We start from the raw sequence: 21531 nt of genomic DNA on the forward strand, positions 1-21531 counted from the left end.
CGTCAGGCGTCGCCCGGCAGCAGCTGCTGCGCAAGCTCGCGGAAGCTCCACTGCCCCTGGCGGCGGGTGAACATCCAGACGAGGTCGTAGCGGTCGGGCCAGGCCGCGGGGAGCCCGAGCACCTCGTGGGCGCCGAGGGCGCGGACCAGGCGGGGGATGCCGGTGTGCTCCCAGCAGACCAGTACGGGCGCCGGGGCGGCCAGTGCGGCGCGTACGAGGGCCGGCTCGGCGCCGAGCGCGAACTCGGTGCGTACGGGTGTGCGCAGGGCAGTGGCCAGCGCCGTCACGGTCTGCTTGCAGCGGGCGGGGGCGCCTTCCTTGCCGCCGGCCGCGAAGACCGCGGCGGGGCGGGGCAGGGAGGAACCCCGGGAGGGGGCGAAGAGCCGCGGGAGCTCGTCGGCCCGGCGCCAGCCGCGGCCGGCCAGGGAGCCGGGGTCGTCCTCGCCCTCCTCGTCCCATCCGGAGTCGCCGGTGTACGGCTTCTCCGCGTGCCGGATCACCATGACCAGGGCGTCCTTGGCCCCGGCCTGCGCTCCGGGCGCCGGGGGCCGGGCGGGTTCCTCCGCGGAGCAGCCGGCCACCGCCAGCGGGGCGAGGGCGACGGCCAGTACGGCTCGGCGGCGCGGTCCGGACCCGGCGGGGGGATGTGGCATGGCTGCACTGTCTCCCACGGCCGGGACCGCGCGGGGGCGCGGCACGGCGTACGGCCCGTACGAGAGCCCGGTCGGCCCATCGGATCATCCGATCGGCTCAGCCCTTGCGGACCGCCCGCAGCCACTCCTTGTTCATCGCGGCGATCGACGGCAGCGGAATGCCCTTGGGGCAGGCCGTGGCGCACTCGCCGGTCAGGGTGCAGCCGCCGAAGCCCTCCTCGTCCATCCGGGCCACCATGTCCAGCACGCGGGTCTCGCGCTCCGGGGAGCCCTGCGGCAGCACGTTCAGGTGGTTGACCTTGGCGGAGGTGAAGAGCATCGCGGAGCCGTTGGGGCAGGCCGCCACGCACGCCCCGCAGCCGATGCACTCGGCGTGCTCGAAGGCGTAGTCGGCGTCGGCCTTGGGTACGGCCGTGGCGTGCGCGTCGGGGGCGGCTCCGGTGGGGGCGGTGATGTAGCCGCCGGCCTGGATGATGCGGTCGAAGGCGCCGCGGTCGACGACGAGGTCCTTGACCACCGGGAAGGCGGCGGCCCGCCAGGGTTCGACGTCGATGGTGTCGCCGTCGGCGAAGGACCTCATGTGCAGCTGGCAGGTGGTGGTGCGCTCCGGGCCGTGCGCGTCGCCGTTGATGACGAGGCTGCAGGCCCCGCAGATGCCCTCGCGGCAGTCGTGGTCGAAGGCGACCGGGTCCTCGCCGCGCAGGATGAGGTCCTCGTTGAGGGTGTCGAGCATCTCCAGGAAGGACATGTCCTCGGAGATCCCGTCGACCTCGTACGAGGCCATGTGGCCGGGGGCGTCGGCGCCGCGCTGGCGCCAGACGCGCAGGGTGAGCTTCATGCGTAGCTCCGCTGGGTGGGGTGGACATACTCGAAGACGAGGTCTTCCTTGTGCAGGACGGGTGCGGTGCCGGTGCCGTTGAACTCCCAGGCCGCCGCGTACGAGAACTCCTCGTCGCGCCGCTCCGCCTCGCCGTCCGGGGTCTGGGACTCCTCGCGGAAGTGGCCGCCGCAGGATTCCGCGCGGTGCAGGGCGTCGAGGCACATCAGCTCGGCGAGTTCGAGGTAGTCGACGATGCGGTTGGCCTTCTCCAGCGACTGGTTGAACTCTTCGCCCGAGCCGGGGACCTTGATGCGCCGCCAGAACTCCTCGCGGATCTGCGGGATCCGATCGAGGGCCTTGCGCAGGCCTTCGTCGCTGCGGGCCATCCCGCAGTACTCCCACATGAGTTCACCGATCTCGCGGTGGAAGGAGTCGGGCGTGCGGTCACCGTCGACGGCGAGGAGCCGCGCGAGCCGCTCGCGGGTCTCGCGTACGACGGCCACGGCCTCGGGGTGGGTGTCGTCGACCTTGTCCTGGTGCGGGTTGCGCGCCAGATAGTCGTTGATGGTGGAGGGGAGCACGAAATAGCCGTCTGCGAGGCCCTGCATCAGCGCGGACGCGCCGAGGCGGTTGGCGCCGTGGTCGGAGAAGTTGGCCTCTCCGATCGCGAACAGGCCGGGGACGGTGGTCTGGAGGTCGTAGTCGACCCACAGTCCGCCCATCGTGTAGTGCACGGCGGGGTAGATCCGCATGGGGACCTCGTACGGGTTCTCCGCGGTGATCCGCTCGTACATCTCGAAGAGGTTGCCGTACTTCTCGGCGACCTTGTCGCGGCCCATGCGACGGATGGCGTCGGCGAAGTCGAGGTACACGCCCTCCCGTCGCCCGCCACCGCCCTCAACCGAGGAGCCTTCGGCTCCGCCCCTCTGTCTCTGGCCGCCGGGGCCGACGCCGCGGCCCTCGTCGCAGACGTTCTTGGCGGCGCGGGAGGCGATGTCGCGGGGCACCAGGTTGCCGAAGGCCGGGTAGATCCGCTCCAGGTAGTAGTCGCGCTCCGCTTCGGGGATCTCGGCGGCGGGGCGGGTGTCACCCTTGGCCTTGGGGACCCAGATGCGGCCGTCGTTGCGCAGGGACTCGCTCATCAGGGTGAGCTTGGACTGGTGCTCGCCGGTGCGCGGGATGCAGGTGGGGTGGATCTGGGTGAAGCAGGGGTTGGCGAAGTAGGCGCCGCGCCGGTGCGCCCGCCAGACGGCGGTCGCGTTGGAGTTCATGGCGTTGGTGGAGAGGTAGAAGACGTTGCCGTAGCCGCCGCTGGCGAGGACCACCGCGTCGGCGTAGTGCGTGGAGATCTCGCCGGTGATCAGGTCCCGGGCGACGATGCCGCGGGCGACTCCGTCGACGACGACCAGGTCGAGCATCTCGGTGCGGGCGTGCATCTCGACGTTGCCGGCGGCGATCTGCCGGGACAGCGCCTGGTAGGCGCCGAGGAGCAGCTGCTGGCCCGTCTGGCCGCGGGCGTAGAAGGTGCGGGAGACCTGGACTCCGCCGAAGGAGCGGGTGTCGAGGAGGCCGCCGTACTCGCGGGCGAAGGGGACGCCCTGGGCCACGCACTGGTCGATGATCTCGACGGATATCTGGGCGAGTCGGTGGACGTTGGACTCGCGGGCGCGGAAGTCGCCGCCCTTGACGGTGTCGTAGAAGAGCCGGTGGACGGAGTCCCCGTCGTTGCGGTAGTTCTTCGCGGCGTTGATGCCGCCCTGGGCTGCGATGGAGTGGGCGCGGCGCGGCGAGTCGGAGAAGCAGAACTGGACGACGTGGTAGCCCTGCTCGGCGAGAGTCGCGCCGGCGGCACCGCCCGCCAGGCCGGTGCCGACGACGATCACGGTGTGCTTGCGGCGGTTGGCCGGGTTGACCAGCTTGGCCTCGAAGCGGCGGCGGTCCCAGCGCTCGGCGACGGGGCCCGCAGGGGCCTTCGTGTCGCGGACGGGCTCGCCGGTGGTGTGGTTGGCGTAGTCGCTCATGGTCAGTTCACCACTCCGGTCATGACGGCGACGGGGACGGAGACGAAGCCCGCGAAGAGGACGAGGGCGAGGGTGTTGGCGAGCAGCTTCAGCGTCCGGTCGCGTCGGGCGTTGCCGGCGCCGAGGGTCTGGGCGGCGCTCCAGAAGCCGTGCCGGACGTGCAGGCCGAGGGCGGCCATCGCCACGAGGTAGACGGTGTTGCCGTACCAGGTGGAGAAGGTGGCGAGGACGTTCTCGTACGGGTGGCCGGCCCAGGCGCGCTCGTTGACCGTGAGCGTGGTGAGGTCGAGCAGGTGCCAGACGATGAAGAGGGCGAGGATGATGCCGCCCCAGCGCATGGTGCGGGTGGCGTAGCTCGCGCGGCGGCGCTTGTGGGCGTACTTCACCGGGCGTGCCTTGATGTCGCGGCGGCTGAGCTGGTACGCGGACACGGCGTGGGCGACGACCGCGGCGAGCAGGACGACGCGGACGATCCACAGGGCCCACTCGTGGTGCAGGAAGGGCTCGCCGAGGGTGCGCAGCCAGTGCGCGTAGCCGTTGAACTCGTCCGAGCCGAAGAAGATCTTGAGGTTGCCGAGCATGTGCACGACGAGGTAACCGAGCATGATCAGCCCGGAGACCGCCATGACGGTCTTCTTTCCGATGGTGGAGCCCCAGACGGTCGGCGCCTTGGGGCCGCCTGTCCGGGTGCGCGTTGCCAGAGCCATGTCATCGAAGGTAGGGGCCTAAGACCCGAAAGGTCCAAGACATGATGTGGGTCATCTTGATAGACATTGACTATGCAATTCCAGCAGCTCCTGTACTTCGTCGCCGTCGCCGAGACCCGCCACTTCACCCGGGCCGCCGAGCGGGTGCACGTGGCCCAGCCCTCCCTGTCCCAGCAGATCAAGGCGCTCGAACGGGAACTGGGGGCCGAGCTCTTCAGCCGGGCTCGGGGGAACATCTCGCTCACCGACGCGGGCGAGGCCCTGCTGCCGCTGGCCCGGCGGATCCTCGCCGACGCGGACACGGCGCGGCAGGAGGTGCAGGAGCTGGCTCAGCTGCGGCGCGGGCGGATCCGGCTGGGGGCCACGCCGAGCGTGTGCACGGGCCTGCTGCCGAACGTGCTGCGCGCCTTTCACGCCGCTCATCCGGGGATCGAGCTGCTGATCGAGGAGAGCGGTTCGCTGGACCTCGTACGGGAACTGGCGCGCGGCGCCCTGGACCTGGCCCTGATCGCGCTTCCGCTGCCGCCTTCGGCCCCGGCGCTGACCACGGTGGAACTGCTGACGGAGGACCTGGTGGTGGTCTCCTCGGCGGAGCTCCCGGCGCCCGGCGGGGGCGGGGAGCCGACCATCTCGGACCTTCGCGACCAGCCGATGGTGATGTTCCGGCACGGCTACGACCTGCGGGAGCTGACCGTGACGGCCTGCCGCGCCGAGGGCTTCGAGCCGGTGTTCACCGTGGAGGGCGGCGAGATGGACGCCGTACTGGGCTTCGTGCGGGCGGGGCTCGGCATCGCGGTGGTCCCGGCGATGGTGGTGGAGCATGCCGGACCGGGACTGCGCGCGACCCCCCTGGCCGGCTCCCCACTGCGCCGCACCATCGCCCTGGCCCACCGCACCGACGTGGCTCCCCCGCGCGCGGCCCGCGAGCTCAGGCGGATGCTGCTGGACTGATCCGCGGCGCGCTCGCGCCTCGCCTGCGGGGTCAGGCCGTGCGTATCGGCAAGGCCGGGTCGAAGCCGTCCGCCGGCATCGCGAAGGCCCGGCTGGCATCGGCGACGGCCGCCGGGTGGGCCGCACCCTGGCCCGCGCGCTCACCGGCCCGGCGACGGACGGCGTGCTCGACGCGTACGAGGCCGAGCGGCTGCCGGCGGCCGCCCACGTACTGGCCGACACCGCCGAGCGGCACGATCGGGTGCCGGCCGCGCTGCGCGAGCCCGGCCGCGGCACGGAGGCCGGGCTGGACTGACGGTCCGCCGGCCGGGCCTGCGATCAGGAGGCGGTGGGCACGGCATCCGAGAGGGAGAGGGTGTGGATGCGGTCGGGGGCGCCGGGCCTGGCGTAGTACCAGCCCTGGGCGGTGTCGCAGCCGAGGGCGCGCAGCTGGGCGGCCTGGGCTCCGGTCTCCACGCCCTCCACGGTCACGGCGAGTTCGAGACTGTGGGCGAGGGCGACGATCCCCTCCACGATCTTGACGTCCACCGGGTTGGCGGGGCTCTGCTGCATCCCCTTCGTGAACGACCGGTCCAGTTTCAGGACGCTGACGGGGAGGCGGCGCAGATTGGCCAGGTTCGAGTAGCCGGTGCCGAAGTCGTCGAGCGCGATGTCCACGCCCAGGGCGGCCAGCCGGCGCAGCGGTTCCAGGAGTTCGTCGTCGGCTCCTATCAGGGCCGATTCGGTCACCTCCAGGCACAGGGAGCCCGGAGCGAGGCCGGACTTCTCCAGCACCGCCACGGTGTCGGCGACCAGCCCGGGGTGGTGCAGCTGCGTGGGCGAGAGGTTGACGTTGATCCGCAGGGACGCTCCGCCGCGCTGGCACTGCCAGTTGCGGGCCTGGCGGACGGACTCCTCCAGGACCCAGCGGCCGAGCGGCACGATCAGCCCGGTCCGTTCGGCGAGGGGGATGAAGCGGTCCGGGCCCAGCACCCCGTACTGCGGGTGCGACCAGCGCACCAGCGCCTCGGCCCCGTGCACGCTGCCGTCGCGCATGTGCACCAGCGGCTGGTACTCGATGAAGAACTCCCCGCGCTCCAGCGCCGCGGGCAGTGCGTTGGTCAGACCGTGCCGGGTGATGGCGCGGGCGTCGGCCTCCGCGTCGGCGAACTCGAAGCGGTTGCCGCCGGCCGCCTTGGCCCGGTACATGGTGATGTCGGCGCTGCGCAGCACCTCCGCCGGGGTGCGCTCCTTGACGCTGCCCTCGACGATGCCGATGCTGCCCCGGACGGTCAGCTCGCGGCCCTCCAGCCGGATCGGCGTGGACAGGGCGGACAGGATCCGGACCGCGAGGTCGGTCACCTTCTGCCCGGTGTCACCGCCGGTGGTCAGGGCGACGAACTCGTCGCCGCCGAGCCGTGCGACGACCTCGCCGGGGCCGGTCGCGCAGCTCTGCAGCCGGTCGGCGACCTCCACCAGCAGCCGGTCCCCCGCCGAGTGGCCGAGGCTGTCGTTGACCGCCTTGAAGCCGTCCAGGTCCAGGTAGCACAGGCCGAAGTGGTCGCCGCCGGAGCCGCTCAGCGCCTTCTCCAGCCGCTCGAAGAACAGCGTCCGGTTGGGCAGGCCGGTCAGGGCATCGTGGGTGGCCTCGTAGCGCAGGCGCAGGTTCAGCAGCCGGCGTTCGGTGGTGTCCTCCATCAGCGCCAGCTGATACTGCGGCTCCCCGGCGGCGTCGCGCAGCAGCGACACCGTCAGGTTCGTCCACAGCACCGTGCCGTCGTGCCGGTAGTACGGCTTCTCGACGCGGAAGTTCTCGCGCTCGCCGCGGACCAGCTCGCCGTGCATCCGCCAGACGTGCGGGGTGTCGTCGGGGTGGCCCCACTCGCTGACCTTGCGGCCCCGGACGTGTCCCTCCAGGCCGCCGAACATCTGCAGCAGCGCGTCGTTGACCTCCAGGATGTTCCCGTCCAGGTCGGCGATGCCGATGCCGACGGCCGCCCCCTCGAAGACCGCCCGGAAGCGCGCCTCACTCGCGTGCAGGGCCTGCTGCGCGTCGGTGCGCGCGGTCAGCGCGGAGCGGGCGATGGCCTCCTGCTCCTTGAGGGTGCGCTCGCGCAGGGCGCGGGCGAATCCCGCCGCCACCCCGTGCTGGAGCCGGGCGCAGCGGGACCGGTACTCCTCGGTGGAGCCGCCGGGTCCGCCGGCGGCCCCGCAATAGAGCACCAGGTAGGACTCGATGACGCCGAGGGTGCCTGCCAGGGCTTCCGGGTCGGTGCAATGCACGGCGACCAGTTCGGCCCCCACGCGCTGAGCCGGGGAGGCGTCGAAGGGGCGGGCGTGCAGGGCCTCGGTGAGGGTGCGGGTGAGCGGGAGGAGGTGCCGTTCGAACTCGGGACGGGTCAGCGAGGTCGCGGTGACCGGAAAGATCGCCCGTCCCCAGATGGTCGCGAAGCGGCCGATCCGGTCCTCCAGCCCGCCCTTCGGCGAGGCCTCGGCGGCGGCCGGACCCAGGGGTGCCGGTCCCGGGGAGGCCGGTCCCGGGGAGGCCGGTCCCGCGGCAGCCGTTCGCGCGGGACCCGCTTCGGACGCGGCTGCCGGAGGCCGGCCCGTCCCGGACGCGGGCAGCCCGGACGCGGGGGCCCCGGAGGCGGGGACCTGCGCGCCCGTCGGCTGTACGCCCGACCGCTGTGCGCCCGACGTCTGTACGGGGAGTCTCACGCCTTGCGCCCCACGCCGCCGTACCCCGAGAAGGCGTACGGGTCCTCGGGCACCTCGCCCTCCGCGTCGCCCTCGGAACGGTCCGGTCGCCAGTCGGGCATGGAGACCAGGCCGGGTTCCACCATCTCGAACCCGTCGAAGAAGCCGCGGATCCGCTCCCCGCTGCGCATGACGAGCGGGTTGCGGATGTCGCGGTAGACACCGACGGCTCCGCCCGCGACCTCCTCCCCGACCGGGATCCCCTCGAACGAGGCGTGCGTGAGGATCAACATGCTGCCGGGGGCCAGCACGTCGCGCAGTTCGGCCACGGCGTCGTAAGGGTCGTCCGAGTCCTCCAGGAAGTGCAGGACGGCGACGAGGAGCAACGTCACGGGCTTGTCGAAGTCGAGCAGCCGGGCGACCTCGGGGGCGGCCAGGATGTCCTTCGGCTTGCGCAGGTCGGCGGCGACGACACCGGTCTGCTCGTCGTCCCCGAGGACGGCCCGGCTGTGCGCGACGGCCACCGGGTCGTGGTCCACATAGACCACGCGCGCCTCCGGGGTGGCGGCCCTGGCGATCTCGTGGACATTGCCGAAGGTGGGGATGCCGGAGCCGATGTCGAGGAACTGGGTGACGCCCTCGGCCACGGCGTGGCGGACGGTGCGGCGCATGAATGCCCGGTTGGCCTGCATGATCTTGGGCAGGCCCGGGATGAATTCCATCGCCCGACGGGCCGCCTCGCGGTCGACCTCGAAATTGTGGGAGCCGCCCAGGTAGTAATCGTAGATGCGGGACACGCTCGGCACCGATATGTCGATGCCTGGCGGGGCCCAGGCGGGGCGCTCCATCGGGGTCTCCAAGCCTTGTTCCGCAGCGGCCCCTCCGGGGACCGGACTCTGTCCGAGCCGAATGTACTGATCATTAGCCAACAGGGCGAGCAAAAGCGGAAATTGGCGGTCCGTTGTTCGTCACACACCAAAGTCACGTGCCGGACCCCGCACACCCAATGATCGTTACCGACAAATCCCCTATGGGAATTGACTGGTCCGTGATCCGAACCGGTCGACGATTGGCTCAAACCTCCTGGGTCGATGCTCCACCCGTTCAGGCGAACCGACCCCCGCGCCCGGCGTACGAGGGCGCGCTCGGCCCCATGATCCCCGGGTGAACAAAGCCTTAGCCAGGCGTCTGCTGACGGTCCCGGTACTGCTGTGGGCGGCGCTGTCCTGCGCCTCCTTCACGCCCGCCGTGGCTGATAGCCGCGCCTACGCGACGACCGGCGACGGCTCCGCCGCGGGCGTCACCACGGCAGTCGCGGTTGCCGGTGGCGGCGGCCGCGGAGGCGGCGCGGGTGGCGGACATCACGGTCACCGGCGTGGCGACCGGCGCAGTGACCAGCATGGCGACCACCACGGCCGGGGACACGACAAGGGTCACGGCCGGGGACACGGCAAGGGCCACCACGGCGGGCACCCCTGCCCACCGCCGCCGCCCCCTCCGTGTCCGCCCAAGCCGACCCCGCCCCCACCACCCAAGCCGACGCCGAAGCCCACGCCGCCGAAGCCCGCCCCGACGCCCCCGCCCAAGCCGACCCCTCCGCCGGCCGTGCCCGCACCACCGCCGCCTCCGCCGCCCAAGCCGGCGCCCGCTCCCGAACCCGTACCGGAGCAGCCGGCGCCGAAGCCGGTCCGCACCCAGCCGGCCCCGCCCCCGCCGCCGCCACCTCCTGTGGTCGAGGCGCCCGTGCCCGTCGTGGCGAAACCGGTGGCCCGCCCGGCGTACCGCGCGCCCGCCCGCAAACCGGAGGAGCACCACGTCTCACCGGTCACCTTCACGCTGATGACCGCGGCTCCCGCGGTGCTCGCGATCGTCGCGCTGCGCCCCCGCTAGCCCGGGACCAAAGACCAAAGACCACTCGGGAGTCATCTTGTCGGAATGGCTCGTCCTGTCCATCGCGATGGCATCGGCCTGTGCCGTGGTGCTGTCCATCACCTTCTTCAACCACCGCAGGATCGGCGACGACGACGATCCGAACGAGACCCCGGACGTCATCGAGTACATGACGATGATGATCGGGGTGATCTACGCGATCGTCCTGGGCCTGGCGATCGCCGGCGTCTGGGAGGCCCGTGGGGCCGCCCAGGAGTACGTGCGCCAGGAAGCCCAGGCCCTGCACGAGATCAGCGTCCGCTCCGAGGTCTATCCCGCCGAGGTGCGCAAGAAGATCCGCTCCGACGTCGACGCGTACGTGACCTACGTGGTCGAAACGGAGTGGAAGGCGATGGCCGACCGCGGCGAGATCACCGACCGCGGCGCGGAGTTGCTGGAACGTATCCGCCGGGACGTCACCGACTACGAGCCGCAGACCGACCACGAGGGGCAGGCCTACCAGCCGCTGGTCGACCAGGTCGCGGTGGCCGACGACGCCCGCAGCGCCCGCGGGGCGAGCGCCGGGGCGACCATGCCGGGGGTGGTGTGGTTCGGGCTGATCGCGGGAGCCCTGGTGACGGTGGGGCTGATCTTCACCCTGCAGATCCGGCGCTCGTTCCGCGAGCTGCTGCTGGCGGGCCTGTTCAGCGCGCTCATCGCCTTCCTGCTCTTCCTCATCTGGGACTTCGACGCGCCCTTCGGGCGGGGCATCTCGGCGACCGCCGAGCCCTTCCTCGCCCAGTTCGCCCACCTGGAGCTGGGCGACTGAGGGCCCGCGTGAACCCCTTTCCCCACCCTCAAACCGGGGACGGGCCCACCGTCCCCGGTTCGGCCTACACCCATGCCCCATTCGCCCGTTCCTGATCGCGGGTCGCCGCGCCCGGACCTAGCGTGTCGAACATCGAGGCGCACGACCCCCCACGTGCGGAAACCGTTCCGCGGCTGCTCCTCGGGGATCCGGAGAATCAACCATGGGTGCGATACGTACCTCCGCCACAGCCCTGCTGAGCGCCGGCGCCATGGGCGCCGTACTCGCGCTCGGCACACTCGGCGCGCCCGCCGCCACCGCGGCCGGGGCCCGGCAAACCTCGTTCGGCTTCGCCATCACCCCGTCGACGGTCGCCCCGGGCGGCCAGGTGGTGCTCTCGGTCACCGGCTGCAACGCCGCCTACGCCACCGCCTCGTCCGGGGTCTTCGACACCGTGAGCATCGCGCGCGGTCAGACTGCCCGGGTCACCGTGGACCGGGACGCCCGGCCCGGGGCCCTGTACTCCGTCTCCTTCACCTGCAACGGCGAGACGGGCTCGGCCGATCTGACGATCGCCGGCGGTACGACCAGACCCACCACCAGTTCCACGAGGACCGCGACCAGTTCGCCCCGCGGTGTCGTCGGCGCCGTCCGAGGCGGCCTCGGCGGCAGTGTGGCCGGCATGGATGCCGTGGAACTCGGCGCGGGAGCGGGCCTGCTGCTCGCCGCCGTCGGCGGTACGGCCTTCGCCCTGCGCCGCCGCGGCTCCGGCCGCGGCCATTGAAGGCCGCGGTCATTCAGCAACCCCTCCCCATCGCCGGTCGCCCCGGGTCCTGGCCTGGACCCGGGGCGACCGGCGATGGGGACGACCGGGGAGGTGACCGGTCAGACCCGGCCGCGGACCGAGGGACGGCGGCGGCGCAGCACGTGCGCGCCGGCCCCGAGGGCGGCGGCGCCGACGAGGCCCGCACCGATGGCGGTCTCGACGGTCGACGGTCCGATGGAGCCGCCGATGCCGCCCTGCGCGGGCCGTCCGTCGAGGATCCTGAATCGGGCCGTGGCGACCAGGCTGCTGTCGTTGCACTTGACCGACAGCGTGTGGGTGCCCGGCGAGGCGTGGTTGAAGATCCGGACGGTGGCGAAACCGATCGAACCTGCGGACAGGTTGGCCGGGGGAAAGTTCCCGTGCGAGGTGACGGTGCCGCCTCGGTCGCATCCCGAGGCGCTCACCTGCATCGTGGCCCCCTGGTGCACGGCGTACGGGTTGACCGAGATGTTGCTGGGGCCGCCGTTCCCACCCATCGGGGTGTTAGCAGAGGCGAACGGGACACTGAGGCCGATCGCGGCGCAGGCTGCCGCCGTCACGGTGAGAGCGCGGAAAACACGCATGGTGGAACCTCCAGCGGGAAGCGCCCCGGAGCGTCGGCCCCGGATGATCGACGAGAACGCCTCCCTGATCGAACCCTCGGGGCGACCCGCAATCTCCGCATTTCCGCCTTTGGGCCGCCCGGTTGAGCGACACGCCGAAGCGCGGGCGGCGGAGCTGACGGATCCGCAGGTCACGACCCGTCAGGCATTTATGTGACGATTACCTGGATGGGCGCACCCCTTCCGGCCCCTTCCGGCTTCCGCCACCCGTTCGCCCCTCCCCTCTCGCCGTCCTGCCGACGCAGCCTTAGCGTGCGTGAAGTAGGGCGTACAGGGGTGGGACAGGATCGCGGGTCGGGACCCCCGCGTCGGGAAGGGAGAACGATGGGCGAGGACGAGACCGGGCAGTCACGCAAACGCTCACCGTGGGGCGCGATCGCGCTGGTCATGCTCACCGGCCTCGCCATGGTGAGGAACGGTGTGGACATGGGCGACGGGCCGCCCCAGCCCACCGCGGCCTCTGCCGTCGCGGTGACGGCCGATCAGCTGCCGGCGAACCCGCCGACGCCTCCGGCGGACCTGGAGGTGCTGGAGCACTCGTCGGTGCAGCGCATCCGGATTCCCACGATCAACGTGGACGCGCCGGTGATGACGGTCGGGCTGGACGCGGAGGGCTGGATCGACGCCCCGCCGCCGCAGGACCGCAACCTGGCCGGCTGGTACCTCAACGGGATCTCGCCGGGGCAGCGCGGCTCTGCGGTGGTCGTGGGCCACGTGGACAACGCGCAGGGCCCGGCGGTGTTCTACGGGCTGGGCTCGGTCAAGCCGGGCAACCACGTCGAGGTGGAGCGCTACGACGGCCGCACCGCGGTGTTCGAGGTGTACGGGGTGGAGGTGTTCTCCAAGGACGCCTTCCCCGGAGCCCGGGTGTACGGGGACACCGGGCACGCGGAGCTCCGGGTGATCACGTGCGGCGGCGCCTACTCCAAGGCGGGGGGCTACGACGGCAACGTGGTCGTGTTCGCCCGCATGGTGGAGACCCGCTGACCTCGGGCCGGCACTGCCGCCCGGCTCAACGGGGCGGCAGTGCCGGCAGGGTCATCCGGTAGCCCCGGGCGAGCAGTTGAGGCAGGTACGAGTTGATGGCATGGACGCTCTGCGACCGGTTGCCCCCCGCGTCGTGGGACAGCACGATCACGCCGGGAGCGGCGGCGCCGAGGACGCGGGACACGATGGTCGTGGTCCCGGGTTCCTTCCAGTCCAGGGTGTCCACGGTCCACGCGAGCGGCTCCATGCCCAGTTCGGCCCCGATCTCGAAGGCGGCCCGGTTCCACGCCCCGTAGGGCGCCCGGAACCACAGCGGCGGCTCCCCGATCACCTGCTGGACGACGTCGCTCGTGCGGGCGATCTCGGAGGCGAGGGCGGGCCGGCTGAGCTTGGGGATGAGCGGGTGGGTCCAGGTGTGGTTGCCGATGACGTGGCCCTCGCCGGCCATCCGGCGCAGCAGGTCCCTGTGCTCGGTGGCCATCTCCCCGCAGACGAAGAACATCGCGCGGACCCCGTACCTGGCGAGGGTGTCGAGGATGGCCGGGGTGTAGCGGGGGTCGGGGCCGTCGTCGAAGGTCAGCACCATCCCGCTCGACGCGGCTTCGTCGAGCGGGAGCTCCAGGATGGGCCGGGTGCGTACGGCGGGTTTGGCGGCGGGCGGCCGGGCCGGAACCTCGGCGGTCATGGGGCGCAGCCGGTAGGACTTCTCGGCCAGCTCCCGCGCCCGCATCCCGGGCGCCCCGGCCGCGGGGTGCGCACCGGGCCCGCCCAGCGGACCGGACCCACCTGACCCACCGGCCCCGGAACCGGCTCCCGGCGCACCCGCGTCCCCGCTCCGCGTGAGCAGCCCGGAGGCGGCGGCGACTCCGAGGAAGACGGCGGTACGCAGGAGCGCGCGACGCCCTACTGTCGGCTCGTCATTTTTCATTATTACTACGTATCAACGACATCGCCGTGGATGTCGAGAGGCGCGGACGCGCCCCCTTCCCCTCACCCGTTCAGCCGCGTCGTACCAGCGGGAACGGCAGCGTCTCGCGGATCGTCAGGCCCGTCAGGAACATGACGAGGCGGTCCACTCCGATGCCCAGACCGCCCGTCGGCGGCATCGCGTACTCCAGCGCGTCCAGGAAGTCGTTGTCGAGTTCCATGGCCTCCGGGTCCCCGCCCGCCGCGAGCAGGGACTGGGCGGTGAGCCGGCGCCGCTGCTCGACCGGGTCGGTCAGCTCCGAGTAGGCGGTGCCCAGTTCGGTGCCGAAGGCGACCAGGTCCCAGCGCTCGGCGAGCCGCGGGTCCTTGCGGTGCTGGCGGGTGAGCGGGGAGACGTCCGTGGGGAAGTCCTTGTAGAAGGTGGGCAGCTTGGTCCGCTCCTCCACCAGCCGTTCGTACATCTCCAGGACCACGTCCCCGCGGGTGTCCTCGGGCGCGTGCGGTACGCCCGACCGGTCGCAGAGCCTGCGCAGGACGTGCTCCTCGGTGTCGGCGTCGACCTCCTCGCCGAGGGCCTCGCTGATCGCCCCGTACATGGTCTTGACCGGCCAGGTCCCGGAGATGTCGTGAACGACGAGCTTGCCGTCCGGGCCCGCCTTGTGCGCGATCGGTGAGCCGTAGGCGGCGGTGGCGGCGCCCTGGATGAGTTCGCGCGTGAGGTCGAGCATCACGTCGTAGTCGGCGAAGGCCTGGTACGCCTCCAGCATCGTGAACTCGGGGTTGTGCTTGTAGGAGACGCCCTCGTTGCGGAAGGTCCGCCCCATTTCGAAGACCTTCTCCATGCCGCCGACGCAGAGCCGCTTGAGGTACAGCTCGGGGGCGATGCGCAGGTACAGGTCCAGGTCGTAGGCGTTGATGTGGGTGCGGAAGGGCCGGGCGTTGGCGCCGCCGTGGATCTGCTGGAGCATCGGGGTCTCGACCTCCAGGTAGCCGCGGTCGAGCAGCCCCTGGCGCAGTGCCTGGACGGCGCTGGACCGGGCCCGTACGACGTCGCGCGCCTCGGGGCTGGCGACGAGGTCGAGGTAGCGGCGCCGGACCCGGGCCTCCGGGTCGGCGAGGCCCTTGCGCTTGTCGGGCAGGGGGCGCAGGCACTTGCCGGTGAGCTGCCAGGAGTCCACGAGGAGGGAGAGCTCGCCGCTCTTGCTGGCGCCGACCTCACCGCTCGCGACCACGTGGTCGCCGAAGTCGACCTGGGAGGTGAAGGTGTCCAGTACGCCGGCCCCCGTCTCGTCGCGGGTGAACATCAGCTGGACGTCCCCGGACCAGTCACGCAGCACGGCGAAGACCACGCCGCCGAGGTCGCGTACGACCATCACGCGCCCGGCGAGCGTGACCTGTTCGCCGGAGCGGGTCCTCGGCGGGTGGCCCGGGTGCGCGGCCTTCAGCTGGGCCACCGTGTGCGTGCGCGGCCGGATGCCTACGGGGTACGGGTCGGTGCCGCCCGCCCGGATGCGCTCCAGCTTGGCGTGCCGGACGCGGACCTGCTCGGGCAGCCGCTCGGAGGCCGCGCTCGCGCCCTCCTCCCCCACCGCGTCCAAGCCGAGGGAGTCGATGGAGGGCAGGCCCTCGGTGGTGGCGGGGGCGGTGAGGCCCCTGGGGCGGCCGTTGCCCCACAGGGTGCGCATGCTGGGTACGGAGACGAAGCCCTCGGCGATGCCGGAGGCGAGGCTGACTCGGGCGAGGGAGCCGGCGTCCTGGTAGCAGAGGAAGCGCGGGTACCACTCGGGGCCGTACTTGACGTTCGAGCGGTACAGGGCCTCCAGCTGCCACCAGCGGGAGAAGAAGAGCAGCAGCTTGCGCCACAGCTTGAGCACGGGGCCGGCGCCGATCCGGCCGCCCTCCTCGAAGGCGGAGCGGAAGACGGCGAAGTTGAGGGAGATCCTGCGCACGCCGAGGCCGGGGGCCGCGGCGCACAGCTGGGCGACCATGAACTCCATGACCCCGTTGGGGGCGGTGCGGTCGCGGCGCATCAGGTCGAGGGAGATGCCGTCCTTGCCCCAGGGGACGAAGGAGAGCAGGGCGATCAGCTCCCCCTTGTCGTCGAAGGCCTCCACCAGCAGGCAGTCGCCGTCGGCGGCGTCCCCGAGCCGGTCCAGGGCCATGGAGAAACCGCGCTCGGTCTCCGTGTCGCGCCACTTGTCGGCCCGGTCCACGATCATCTGCATCTCGTCCTCGGAGAGGGCGGAGTGGCGGCGGATGACGGTGGTGGCTCCGGTGCGCTTGACGCGGTTGACGGCCTGGCGGGTGACGCGCATGTCCCGGCCGTCGAGGTCGAAGTGGGCGACGTGCAGGATGGCCTCGTCGCCGAGCTGGAGGGCGCTGAGGCCGGAGCGGGCGTAGGCGGTGGCGCCGTCCTCGGAGGCGCCCATGACGGCGGGCTGCCAGCCGTAGCGGCGGGCGACGGCCAGCCAGGCGTCGATGGCCGGGGTCCACGCGGCCGGGTCGCCGACCGGGTCGCCGCTACCGAGGCAGACTCCGGCCTCGACACGGTAGGTGACGGCGGCCTTGCCGTTGGGGGCGAACACGACGGCCTTGTCGCGCCGGGTGGCGAAGTAGCCGAGGGAGTCGCCCCGCCCGTACGCGCCCAGCAGCGCGCGGATGCGGGGCTCCTCGTCGCCGTGCAGGGCGGCGGTCAGGCGCTGGGAGCGGAAGAGGGTGGCGGCCGCGTTCAGCAGGGCGAGGGCGCCGAGGAGGCCGAGCAGGAAGTACAGCGGGCGGGGCGGGCGGCCGTCGAACTGCCGGGCGGAGAAGAGCCCGCCGAAGACCTGCTTGGCGGCCCAGTCCAGCCACTGGCCCCGGGGCAGGCTGCCGGGGAAGATCGCGACGAGCCCCCAGCCGACGAGCACGGCCGCGAGCAGCCCGACGCCGAGAACGACCATGGCCCGCCACAGGGCGCCGGGCCGGGAGGCGGCGTAGAACTCCCGTCGGGCGGCGATCAGCAGCCCCATCGCGGCCACGGCGACGGCCATGGAGGGGACGCCGATCCCGTAGTCGCCCTCGGCGATGCTCAGCACGTCGGCGAGGATCAGCAGGGCCAAATAGGTGATGACGATCCACCAGGCGACCTTCTTGCGGGTGCCGAGGGCCGCGGCGAGAAGGAAGAGGAAGACGGCGTAGGCGAGGTTCGCGCTGACCGGTACGACGATGAGGTCGAGGAAGCGCACGACGTGCCGCAGGAGCCGCCGCAGGGTGGGCGAGAGCGAGAGCAGCGCGCACAGCAGACCGAGCGTTCCGAAGAACGCTCCGAATCCGTCGGGCACCCGGTTCAGGAAGCGGTTCCGGGTCCCGCGCGTCTCCTCCACGGTGGCACTCATGGTTCGCACTGTAAGGAGGACCACCGCCGTCCGCGCGGCGAACGGCTCGGCCTCCGGGCTCGCGTACGCGGCGGAGCTGGGCCGTGTCCCGCAGGCCCGAACGGGGACGGGCGTGCGTCGGGCAGTCCCCGCAGGGCACCCGTGCCCCCGACTCAGGCCGGGACCCCCCGGACCGGACGGGGCCGGGTGTGTGTCGGGGCGTCCCCGCAGGGCGTCGAACACAACCACCCTCGGCCTACCGACCCCTCGAACCGTTCGACGCCCGAGGAGACGCCCCGGCGCGCGCCCGGCCACGGCCGGGCCGGCCCCACACCGACCCCGCACCCGCCCCAGCCCCGGCTGGGCCCGCCGCCCCACAGGGCGCGCCAGTGGCGGACACCACCGAGGGGATCGCGCCGGTGTCGGTCAGGTACCGGCTCACTTCCCCATGGTGAGCCCGTCCTTCGCGGCCCCGCGGCTGAGGACGGCCTCGGTGACGGCCTCCTTGGCACTCGCGTACGCCTCCCCCTCGGAGTCGAGCGCGAGGTTGATCACCCGCCCGGTGGAGAGGTCCATCATCTGCGGGACGAACTCGGCCTTGGTCACCTGCCAGCGCTGCCCGGCCGCGGCCGGCGGGGCGAAGGTGAAGCGTCCGATCGAGCCGTAGTTGCCGCGCATGTCCCGCGCGCCCGTGTAGTTGAACATCTCGCCCGCGACCTGGTCGCCCATGCCGTAGATGATCCAGGTGCCGTTGACCTTCTCGTAGGCCTGCGGGATGTGCGCGTGCGTGCCGAGGATCAGGTCGATGTCGGGGCGGCCGCCGGTCTGCGAGGCGGTCAGGGCCTTGCCGAGCGAGAGCTGGGTCTCGTCCGGTGCGGTCTGCCACTCCGTGCCCCAGTGCACGCTCACCAGCACCACGTCCGCGCCCGCCGTCCGGGCGGCCCGCGCATCGGCGATGATCTTGTCCTGCTTCATCAGGTTGACCGCCCACGGCTGCCCCTCCGGCAGCGGGTAGCCGTTGGTGTCGTAGGTGTAGGCGAGGTGCGCGACCTTGGCGGAGCCCGCCGTGTACGTGGTCACCGTGGCGGCCTCGGCGGCGGTGCGGGCCGAACCGGCGTGCTTCAGCCCGACCTTGTCGAAGCGGTCCAGGGTGCGGCGCAGCCCGCCGGCGCCGTCGTCGAGGGTGTGGTTCGAGGCCGTGGAGCACCCGTCGTACCCGGTCTCCTTCAGCCCGTCGGCCACCTCGGGCGGGGATTTGAAGGCCGGGTAGCCGGAGAACGGGCCGCCGTCCTGGCCGTAGATGGTCTCCATGTGACACAGGGCGAGGTCGGCCGCCGACACCACGGACTTGACGCCGGAGAACATCGGCCCGAAGTCGTAGCCATCGCCGGGAGCGTCGTTCGCCGCGCGCTGGATGACCGAGGTGTGCGGCAGTACGTCGCCGCTCGCGACGAGGGTGAAGCCCTTGGCGGCGGGGGATCCCGCAGCGCTGGGGGGCGACGGCCGGCCGGAGTCGGCGAGGCGGGCCGGTGCGGATTCCCCGGCTGCGGAGCAGCCGGCCGTGGACGCGGCCGCTGCGGACAGCAGGAGGGCGGACAGGAGGGCGGTCGTTCGCCGGGGGCTCTTGCTCATCTGTCCCAGCTCTCATTAGTACGACTATCTGATGTCAGATCACCTGCAATCCACATAAGGAGACGCCGCAAGTCAAGGAACGGATCCGTCCGCCTGACGCGCGCCCACCCCAATGGCCCATCCCCGGCCCCGGCCCACGCCCGGCCACGCCCTGCCGACCCCCGCCCACCCCCCACCGACCCCCCGCCGGCCCCCACCGGCCCCCTGCCGTTCGCCGCGCCGTTCGACCGTTCGCCGCTCGGCACTGCCGCCCACCGGCCGACCCAGGTACTTGGGCGCACCACGTGGACGGGACGGTTCCGAGGCGGCCCGCCGCAGGTCAGGGTGAACGGGTCGCCCCCGGTCGGCCCCCACACACCCGCGGAAGGAGCCCCTCGTGCCGCTCTCCCCCACCCTCCAGCGCACGGATCCCGAAGCCCTGGCCGAACTCCAGCGCGACCACGGACGGGCCCTGTTCGGTTTCCTGCTCGGCCTCACGGCCGGCGACGCCCAGCGCGCGGAGGACCTCGTACAGGAAACCCTCGTACGGGTCTGGCAGCACCCGGAGGTCCTGGCGAGCGCGCACGAATCGATGCGGCCCTGGCTGTTCACGGTGGCCCGTCGGCTCGCGATCGACGCCCGCCGGGCCCGGCTGTCCCGGCCGCAGGAAGTGGACCCGGAAGGGCTTGAGCAGGCGCCCGCCCCCGAGGACGCGGTGGCCGGCTCGGTCACGGCGATCGACGTCCGCCGGGCCGTCGGATCGCTGGGCCAGGAGCACCGCGAGGTGCTGATGCAGGTGTACTTCCAGGACCGCTCGGTGGCTGAGGCCGCCGCCGAGCTCGGGATCCCCGCCGGAACGGTGAAGTCCCGTACGTACTACGCCCTGCGCGCCCTCAGGAAGGGCCTCCAGGGATACGGGTACGGTCTCGGCGCCTGATGGCTCCCCCGAAGCCGAACGGGTCGGGTATCGCCTCGAACGCACGCGGACCGGACACGAAGTGCATCGAATTCGGCATCAGAGCGTGCAAGTTGAGTAAACATCCCCCGCTCTACGAGCCGCCGGGTGAAGGCTCGGGGCTGACGGCGGGACGCTCGACGCGCGGGAGAAGGTGGAACGGTGCAGCCCGAGGGTATGAACGGCACCAGTGACGGCGGGCTCGCGGTGCCCATGGCTTGGCTCTACGCCGAGTACATCGCGGACGAACTGCTGCGCACGGGCCGGCTGATCCCGGTCAGCACGCTGGAGTTCCGGGCCGGCCGCGACACGCTCGCACTGACGATCTACCTCTCGGACGCCGCCGGCGAGCTCTCCGGGATCCGGGTCGTCTCCCAGCTCGACGAGTGGATGTCCCTGACGGCGTACGGACATCCCTGGCGCGACTGGGTGCACACCCGGTTCCTCGCACTGGGCGAGGAGGCCAGGGAGCGGGGCCGGGGCGAGGACCCGGACCTGGAACTGGCCCGGGTCGCATGGCGCTGGCTCGACAGCACCGAACTCTTCGCCACCAATCTCGACCCCGGCCGGCACGGCCACGCCGACACCCCGGCGGGCCTGGACGAGAACGCCCGGGTGTGGACCCCCGCCTGGCAACTCGGGCTGCCGCTCGGTCACTTGGCGATGCACTTGTTCTGAGCCGCGGACTCCGGCTCCACCAGCCCGGCCGGGGCCGCGACAGCCGCCGCGGCCGCCGCACGCCGTGCGGTGACGACCACGCGCACGGTGGTCGCGGCACCGACCAACAGGACCGCCGCGAAGGCGGCGAGGGTCGCGGCGTCCGGGTGGATCAGGGACTGGCCGCGGCCGGCCTGCCAGGTCACGACGGCGACGAGACCGCTGTAGCCAAGTGCGGCACTGCCCACGAGACGGGCGCGGACCCGCTCGTCGCGCAGCCAGGCGTGCCGGGCCGACAGGGCGACCAGCACGACGGTGAGCACCAGCAGGACCTGGATGCCGTGCAGGGCGAAGAAGTGCGGGACCCGGAAGTCGCCGCCGGTGACGCTCCAGTTGGTGAGGGGCATGCCGTGTCCGTCGGGGTCGCCTATGCCGTGGCCCTGATACATGGGGATCTCGTTGCCGTTCGCGTCGGTGACGGTGCGCTCGTGTATCCCGGTCACCATCCAGTAGACCGGGATGAGCATGCCGACGGTGGCGAGGCCGAGGCCGGCACGGATGGCCCGGTTCAGGTCCCTGCCGCCCGTGCGCTGCATCAACACGATGATTGCGACGACCAGTTGCGCGATGACGATGACCATGACGCCGAGGGTGAGGATCGGCACCAGGGCCAGGGTGATCGGGTCGCTCTGGTCGGCGTTGAAGTGGCTGATCGTTCCGCGTGCCGCCTGGACGGTGATGGCGGCGACTTCGGCGGTCGTGGCCACCGCGAAGACGGTGCCGACCCACCGGGCGAGGCGCCTCCCCCTGTCCAGTCTCGCCAGCAGCCAGGCCAGCGTTCCGGTGTAGAGGGCGAAGGCGAAGCCGAACTTCATCGGCTTGGCCCAGACCGACTCGCCCAGCAGGGTCCGGTCGTCCACGGCCATCCCGACGCCGCAGAGGGCCACGAGGACCGCCATGAGGGCGGCGCAGATCAGCAGCGGGCGGTGCCAGGTGCCCCGGGCACTGCGGCGGGCGGCGGGTGCGGGCTTGATCGACGCGGTCACTGCGGCTCCTTTTACGCTGTTCAAGTTCGCTGACTTGCACACCGTAAAAGAGGTCCGCGCGC

The 21531-nt window shown here is 72.1% G+C and carries 19 protein-coding genes; 8 read left to right on the top strand and 11 right to left on the bottom strand.

Translation table 11 applies throughout. From position 1 onward, the window contains the following. Positions 1-2 precede the first annotated feature (2 nt). The 4 genes from OG625_RS03960 to OG625_RS03975 form a co-directional block, all read right to left on the bottom strand. Positions 3-653 carry a hypothetical protein gene (locus OG625_RS03960; protein WP_329376663.1) on the bottom strand — a complete coding sequence of 217 codons (651 nt, stop codon included), beginning with the start codon at positions 651-653 and terminating at the stop codon, positions 3-5. 97 nt (positions 654-750) lie between these two features. Further along, positions 751-1491, bottom strand: coding sequence for a succinate dehydrogenase/fumarate reductase iron-sulfur subunit (locus tag OG625_RS03965; protein WP_329376664.1), 741 nt, complete (start codon positions 1489-1491; stop codon positions 751-753). Further along, on the bottom strand, positions 1488-3494 hold the full coding sequence (locus tag OG625_RS03970) for a fumarate reductase/succinate dehydrogenase flavoprotein subunit (RefSeq protein WP_329376665.1): 2007 nt from the start codon (positions 3492-3494) through the stop codon (positions 1488-1490). Before OG625_RS03970 ends, OG625_RS03965 begins: the two co-directional genes overlap by 4 nt. A gap of 2 nt (positions 3495-3496) precedes the next feature. After that, positions 3497-4201 (bottom strand): succinate dehydrogenase, encoded by a 705-nt coding sequence (locus tag OG625_RS03975; protein ID WP_329376666.1) that lies wholly within the window; start codon positions 4199-4201, stop codon positions 3497-3499. A 72-nt stretch (positions 4202-4273) separates the two neighbouring features. On the opposite strand from OG625_RS03975, the gene OG625_RS03980 reads away from it, so the two are divergent. Then, positions 4274-5152 carry a LysR family transcriptional regulator gene (locus tag OG625_RS03980; protein WP_329376667.1) on the top strand — a complete coding sequence of 293 codons (879 nt, stop codon included), beginning with the start codon at positions 4274-4276 and terminating at the stop codon, positions 5150-5152. A 97-nt stretch (positions 5153-5249) separates the two neighbouring features. Further along, positions 5250-5447 carry an FAD-dependent monooxygenase gene (locus tag OG625_RS03985; RefSeq protein WP_329390425.1) on the top strand — a complete coding sequence of 66 codons (198 nt, stop codon included), beginning with the start codon at positions 5250-5252 and terminating at the stop codon, positions 5445-5447. A 23-nt stretch (positions 5448-5470) separates the two neighbouring features. Here the strand turns inward: OG625_RS03985 and OG625_RS03990 are convergent, their stop codons facing one another. Both OG625_RS03990 and OG625_RS03995 read right to left on the bottom strand, forming a co-directional pair. Beyond that, the gene (locus tag OG625_RS03990) at positions 5471-7642 is read right to left on the bottom strand and encodes a putative bifunctional diguanylate cyclase/phosphodiesterase (RefSeq protein WP_329390427.1); all 2172 of its coding nucleotides are present in this window, start codon (positions 7640-7642) and stop codon (positions 5471-5473) included. 203 nt (positions 7643-7845) lie between these two features. Next, on the bottom strand, positions 7846-8676 hold the full coding sequence (locus OG625_RS03995) for an SAM-dependent methyltransferase (protein ID WP_329376668.1): 831 nt from the start codon (positions 8674-8676) through the stop codon (positions 7846-7848). A 316-nt stretch (positions 8677-8992) separates the two neighbouring features. Between OG625_RS03995 and OG625_RS04000 the strand changes: the two genes are divergently transcribed. The 3 genes from OG625_RS04000 (at position 8993) to OG625_RS04010 (ending at position 11289) form a co-directional block, all read left to right on the top strand. Then, positions 8993-9718 carry a hypothetical protein gene (locus OG625_RS04000; RefSeq protein ID WP_329376669.1) on the top strand — a complete coding sequence of 242 codons (726 nt, stop codon included), beginning with the start codon at positions 8993-8995 and terminating at the stop codon, positions 9716-9718. A 37-nt stretch (positions 9719-9755) separates the two neighbouring features. Continuing rightward, entirely contained in the window at positions 9756-10526 is a 771-nt protein-coding gene (locus tag OG625_RS04005; protein WP_329376670.1) for a bestrophin-like domain, read from the top strand. Positions 10527-10728: 202 nt separating this feature from the next. Next, complete coding sequence (locus OG625_RS04010) at positions 10729-11289, top strand: hypothetical protein (protein WP_329376671.1); 561 nt, start codon at positions 10729-10731, stop codon at positions 11287-11289. Positions 11290-11390: 101 nt separating this feature from the next. On the opposite strand, the gene OG625_RS04015 is transcribed toward OG625_RS04010, so the two are convergent. Further along, the gene (locus tag OG625_RS04015) at positions 11391-11894 is read right to left on the bottom strand and encodes a hypothetical protein (protein ID WP_329376672.1); all 504 of its coding nucleotides are present in this window, start codon (positions 11892-11894) and stop codon (positions 11391-11393) included. A 363-nt stretch (positions 11895-12257) separates the two neighbouring features. On the opposite strand from OG625_RS04015, the gene OG625_RS04020 reads away from it, so the two are divergent. Next, positions 12258-12920 carry a class F sortase gene (locus OG625_RS04020; RefSeq protein ID WP_329376673.1) on the top strand — a complete coding sequence of 221 codons (663 nt, stop codon included), beginning with the start codon at positions 12258-12260 and terminating at the stop codon, positions 12918-12920. A gap of 25 nt (positions 12921-12945) precedes the next feature. Here the strand turns inward: OG625_RS04020 and OG625_RS04025 are convergent, their stop codons facing one another. The 3 genes from OG625_RS04025 to OG625_RS04035 all read right to left on the bottom strand — a co-directional run bounded on the left by OG625_RS04025 (position 12946) and on the right by OG625_RS04035 (position 18832). Next, on the bottom strand, positions 12946-13848 hold the full coding sequence (locus OG625_RS04025) for a polysaccharide deacetylase family protein (RefSeq protein ID WP_329376674.1): 903 nt from the start codon (positions 13846-13848) through the stop codon (positions 12946-12948). A 70-nt stretch (positions 13849-13918) separates the two neighbouring features. After that, on the bottom strand, positions 13919-17221 hold the full coding sequence (lysX, locus tag OG625_RS04030; RefSeq protein WP_329376675.1) for a bifunctional lysylphosphatidylglycerol synthetase/lysine--tRNA ligase LysX: 3303 nt from the start codon (positions 17219-17221) through the stop codon (positions 13919-13921). 417 nt (positions 17222-17638) lie between these two features. Next, positions 17639-18832, bottom strand: a complete 1194-nt coding sequence (locus OG625_RS04035; protein WP_329376676.1) for a CapA family protein — start codon at positions 18830-18832, stop codon at positions 17639-17641. A 376-nt stretch (positions 18833-19208) separates the two neighbouring features. On the opposite strand from OG625_RS04035, the gene OG625_RS04040 reads away from it, so the two are divergent. Together OG625_RS04040 and OG625_RS04045 are read left to right on the top strand one after the other, a co-directional pair. Then, positions 19209-19748, top strand: coding sequence for a sigma-70 family RNA polymerase sigma factor (locus OG625_RS04040; protein ID WP_329376677.1), 540 nt, complete (start codon positions 19209-19211; stop codon positions 19746-19748). Between the two features lie 195 nt (positions 19749-19943). Next, positions 19944-20444, top strand: a complete 501-nt coding sequence (locus OG625_RS04045; RefSeq protein ID WP_329390429.1) for a hypothetical protein — start codon at positions 19944-19946, stop codon at positions 20442-20444. Here the strand turns inward: OG625_RS04045 and OG625_RS04050 are convergent. Then, positions 20420-21469, bottom strand: coding sequence for a hypothetical protein (locus OG625_RS04050; RefSeq protein WP_329376678.1), 1050 nt, complete (start codon positions 21467-21469; stop codon positions 20420-20422). The genes OG625_RS04045 and OG625_RS04050 overlap by 25 nt on opposite strands. Positions 21470-21531: the final 62 nt, after the last annotated feature.

This window comes from Streptomyces sp. NBC_01351 (assembly GCF_036237315.1).
Classification (GTDB): domain Bacteria; phylum Actinomycetota; class Actinomycetes; order Streptomycetales; family Streptomycetaceae; genus Streptomyces.

Bases quoted from the DNA above. Each gene is read 5' to 3' on its own strand.
- OG625_RS04025 (WP_329376674.1), bottom strand. From the start codon at position 13,848: ATGAAAAATGACGAGCCGACAGTAGGGCGTCGCGCGCTCCTGCGTACC.
- OG625_RS03965 (WP_329376664.1), bottom strand. From the start codon at position 1,491: ATGAAGCTCACCCTGCGCGTCTGGCGCCAGCGCGGCGCCGACGCCCCC.
- OG625_RS03970 (WP_329376665.1), bottom strand. From the start codon at position 3,494: ATGAGCGACTACGCCAACCACACCACCGGCGAGCCCGTCCGCGACACG.
- OG625_RS04020 (WP_329376673.1), top strand. From the start codon at position 12,258: ATGGGCGAGGACGAGACCGGGCAGTCACGCAAACGCTCACCGTGGGGC.
- OG625_RS03995 (WP_329376668.1), bottom strand. From the start codon at position 8,676: ATGGAGCGCCCCGCCTGGGCCCCGCCAGGCATCGACATATCGGTGCCG.
- OG625_RS03960 (WP_329376663.1), bottom strand. From the start codon at position 653: ATGCCACATCCCCCCGCCGGGTCCGGACCGCGCCGCCGAGCCGTACTG.
- OG625_RS04045 (WP_329390429.1), top strand. From the start codon at position 19,944: ATGAACGGCACCAGTGACGGCGGGCTCGCGGTGCCCATGGCTTGGCTC.
- OG625_RS04015 (WP_329376672.1), bottom strand. From the start codon at position 11,894: ATGCGTGTTTTCCGCGCTCTCACCGTGACGGCGGCAGCCTGCGCCGCG.
- lysX (WP_329376675.1), bottom strand. From the start codon at position 17,221: ATGAGTGCCACCGTGGAGGAGACGCGCGGGACCCGGAACCGCTTCCTG.
- OG625_RS04010 (WP_329376671.1), top strand. From the start codon at position 10,729: ATGGGTGCGATACGTACCTCCGCCACAGCCCTGCTGAGCGCCGGCGCC.
- OG625_RS03980 (WP_329376667.1), top strand. From the start codon at position 4,274: ATGCAATTCCAGCAGCTCCTGTACTTCGTCGCCGTCGCCGAGACCCGC.
- OG625_RS04035 (WP_329376676.1), bottom strand. From the start codon at position 18,832: ATGAGCAAGAGCCCCCGGCGAACGACCGCCCTCCTGTCCGCCCTCCTG.
- OG625_RS03975 (WP_329376666.1), bottom strand. From the start codon at position 4,201: ATGGCTCTGGCAACGCGCACCCGGACAGGCGGCCCCAAGGCGCCGACC.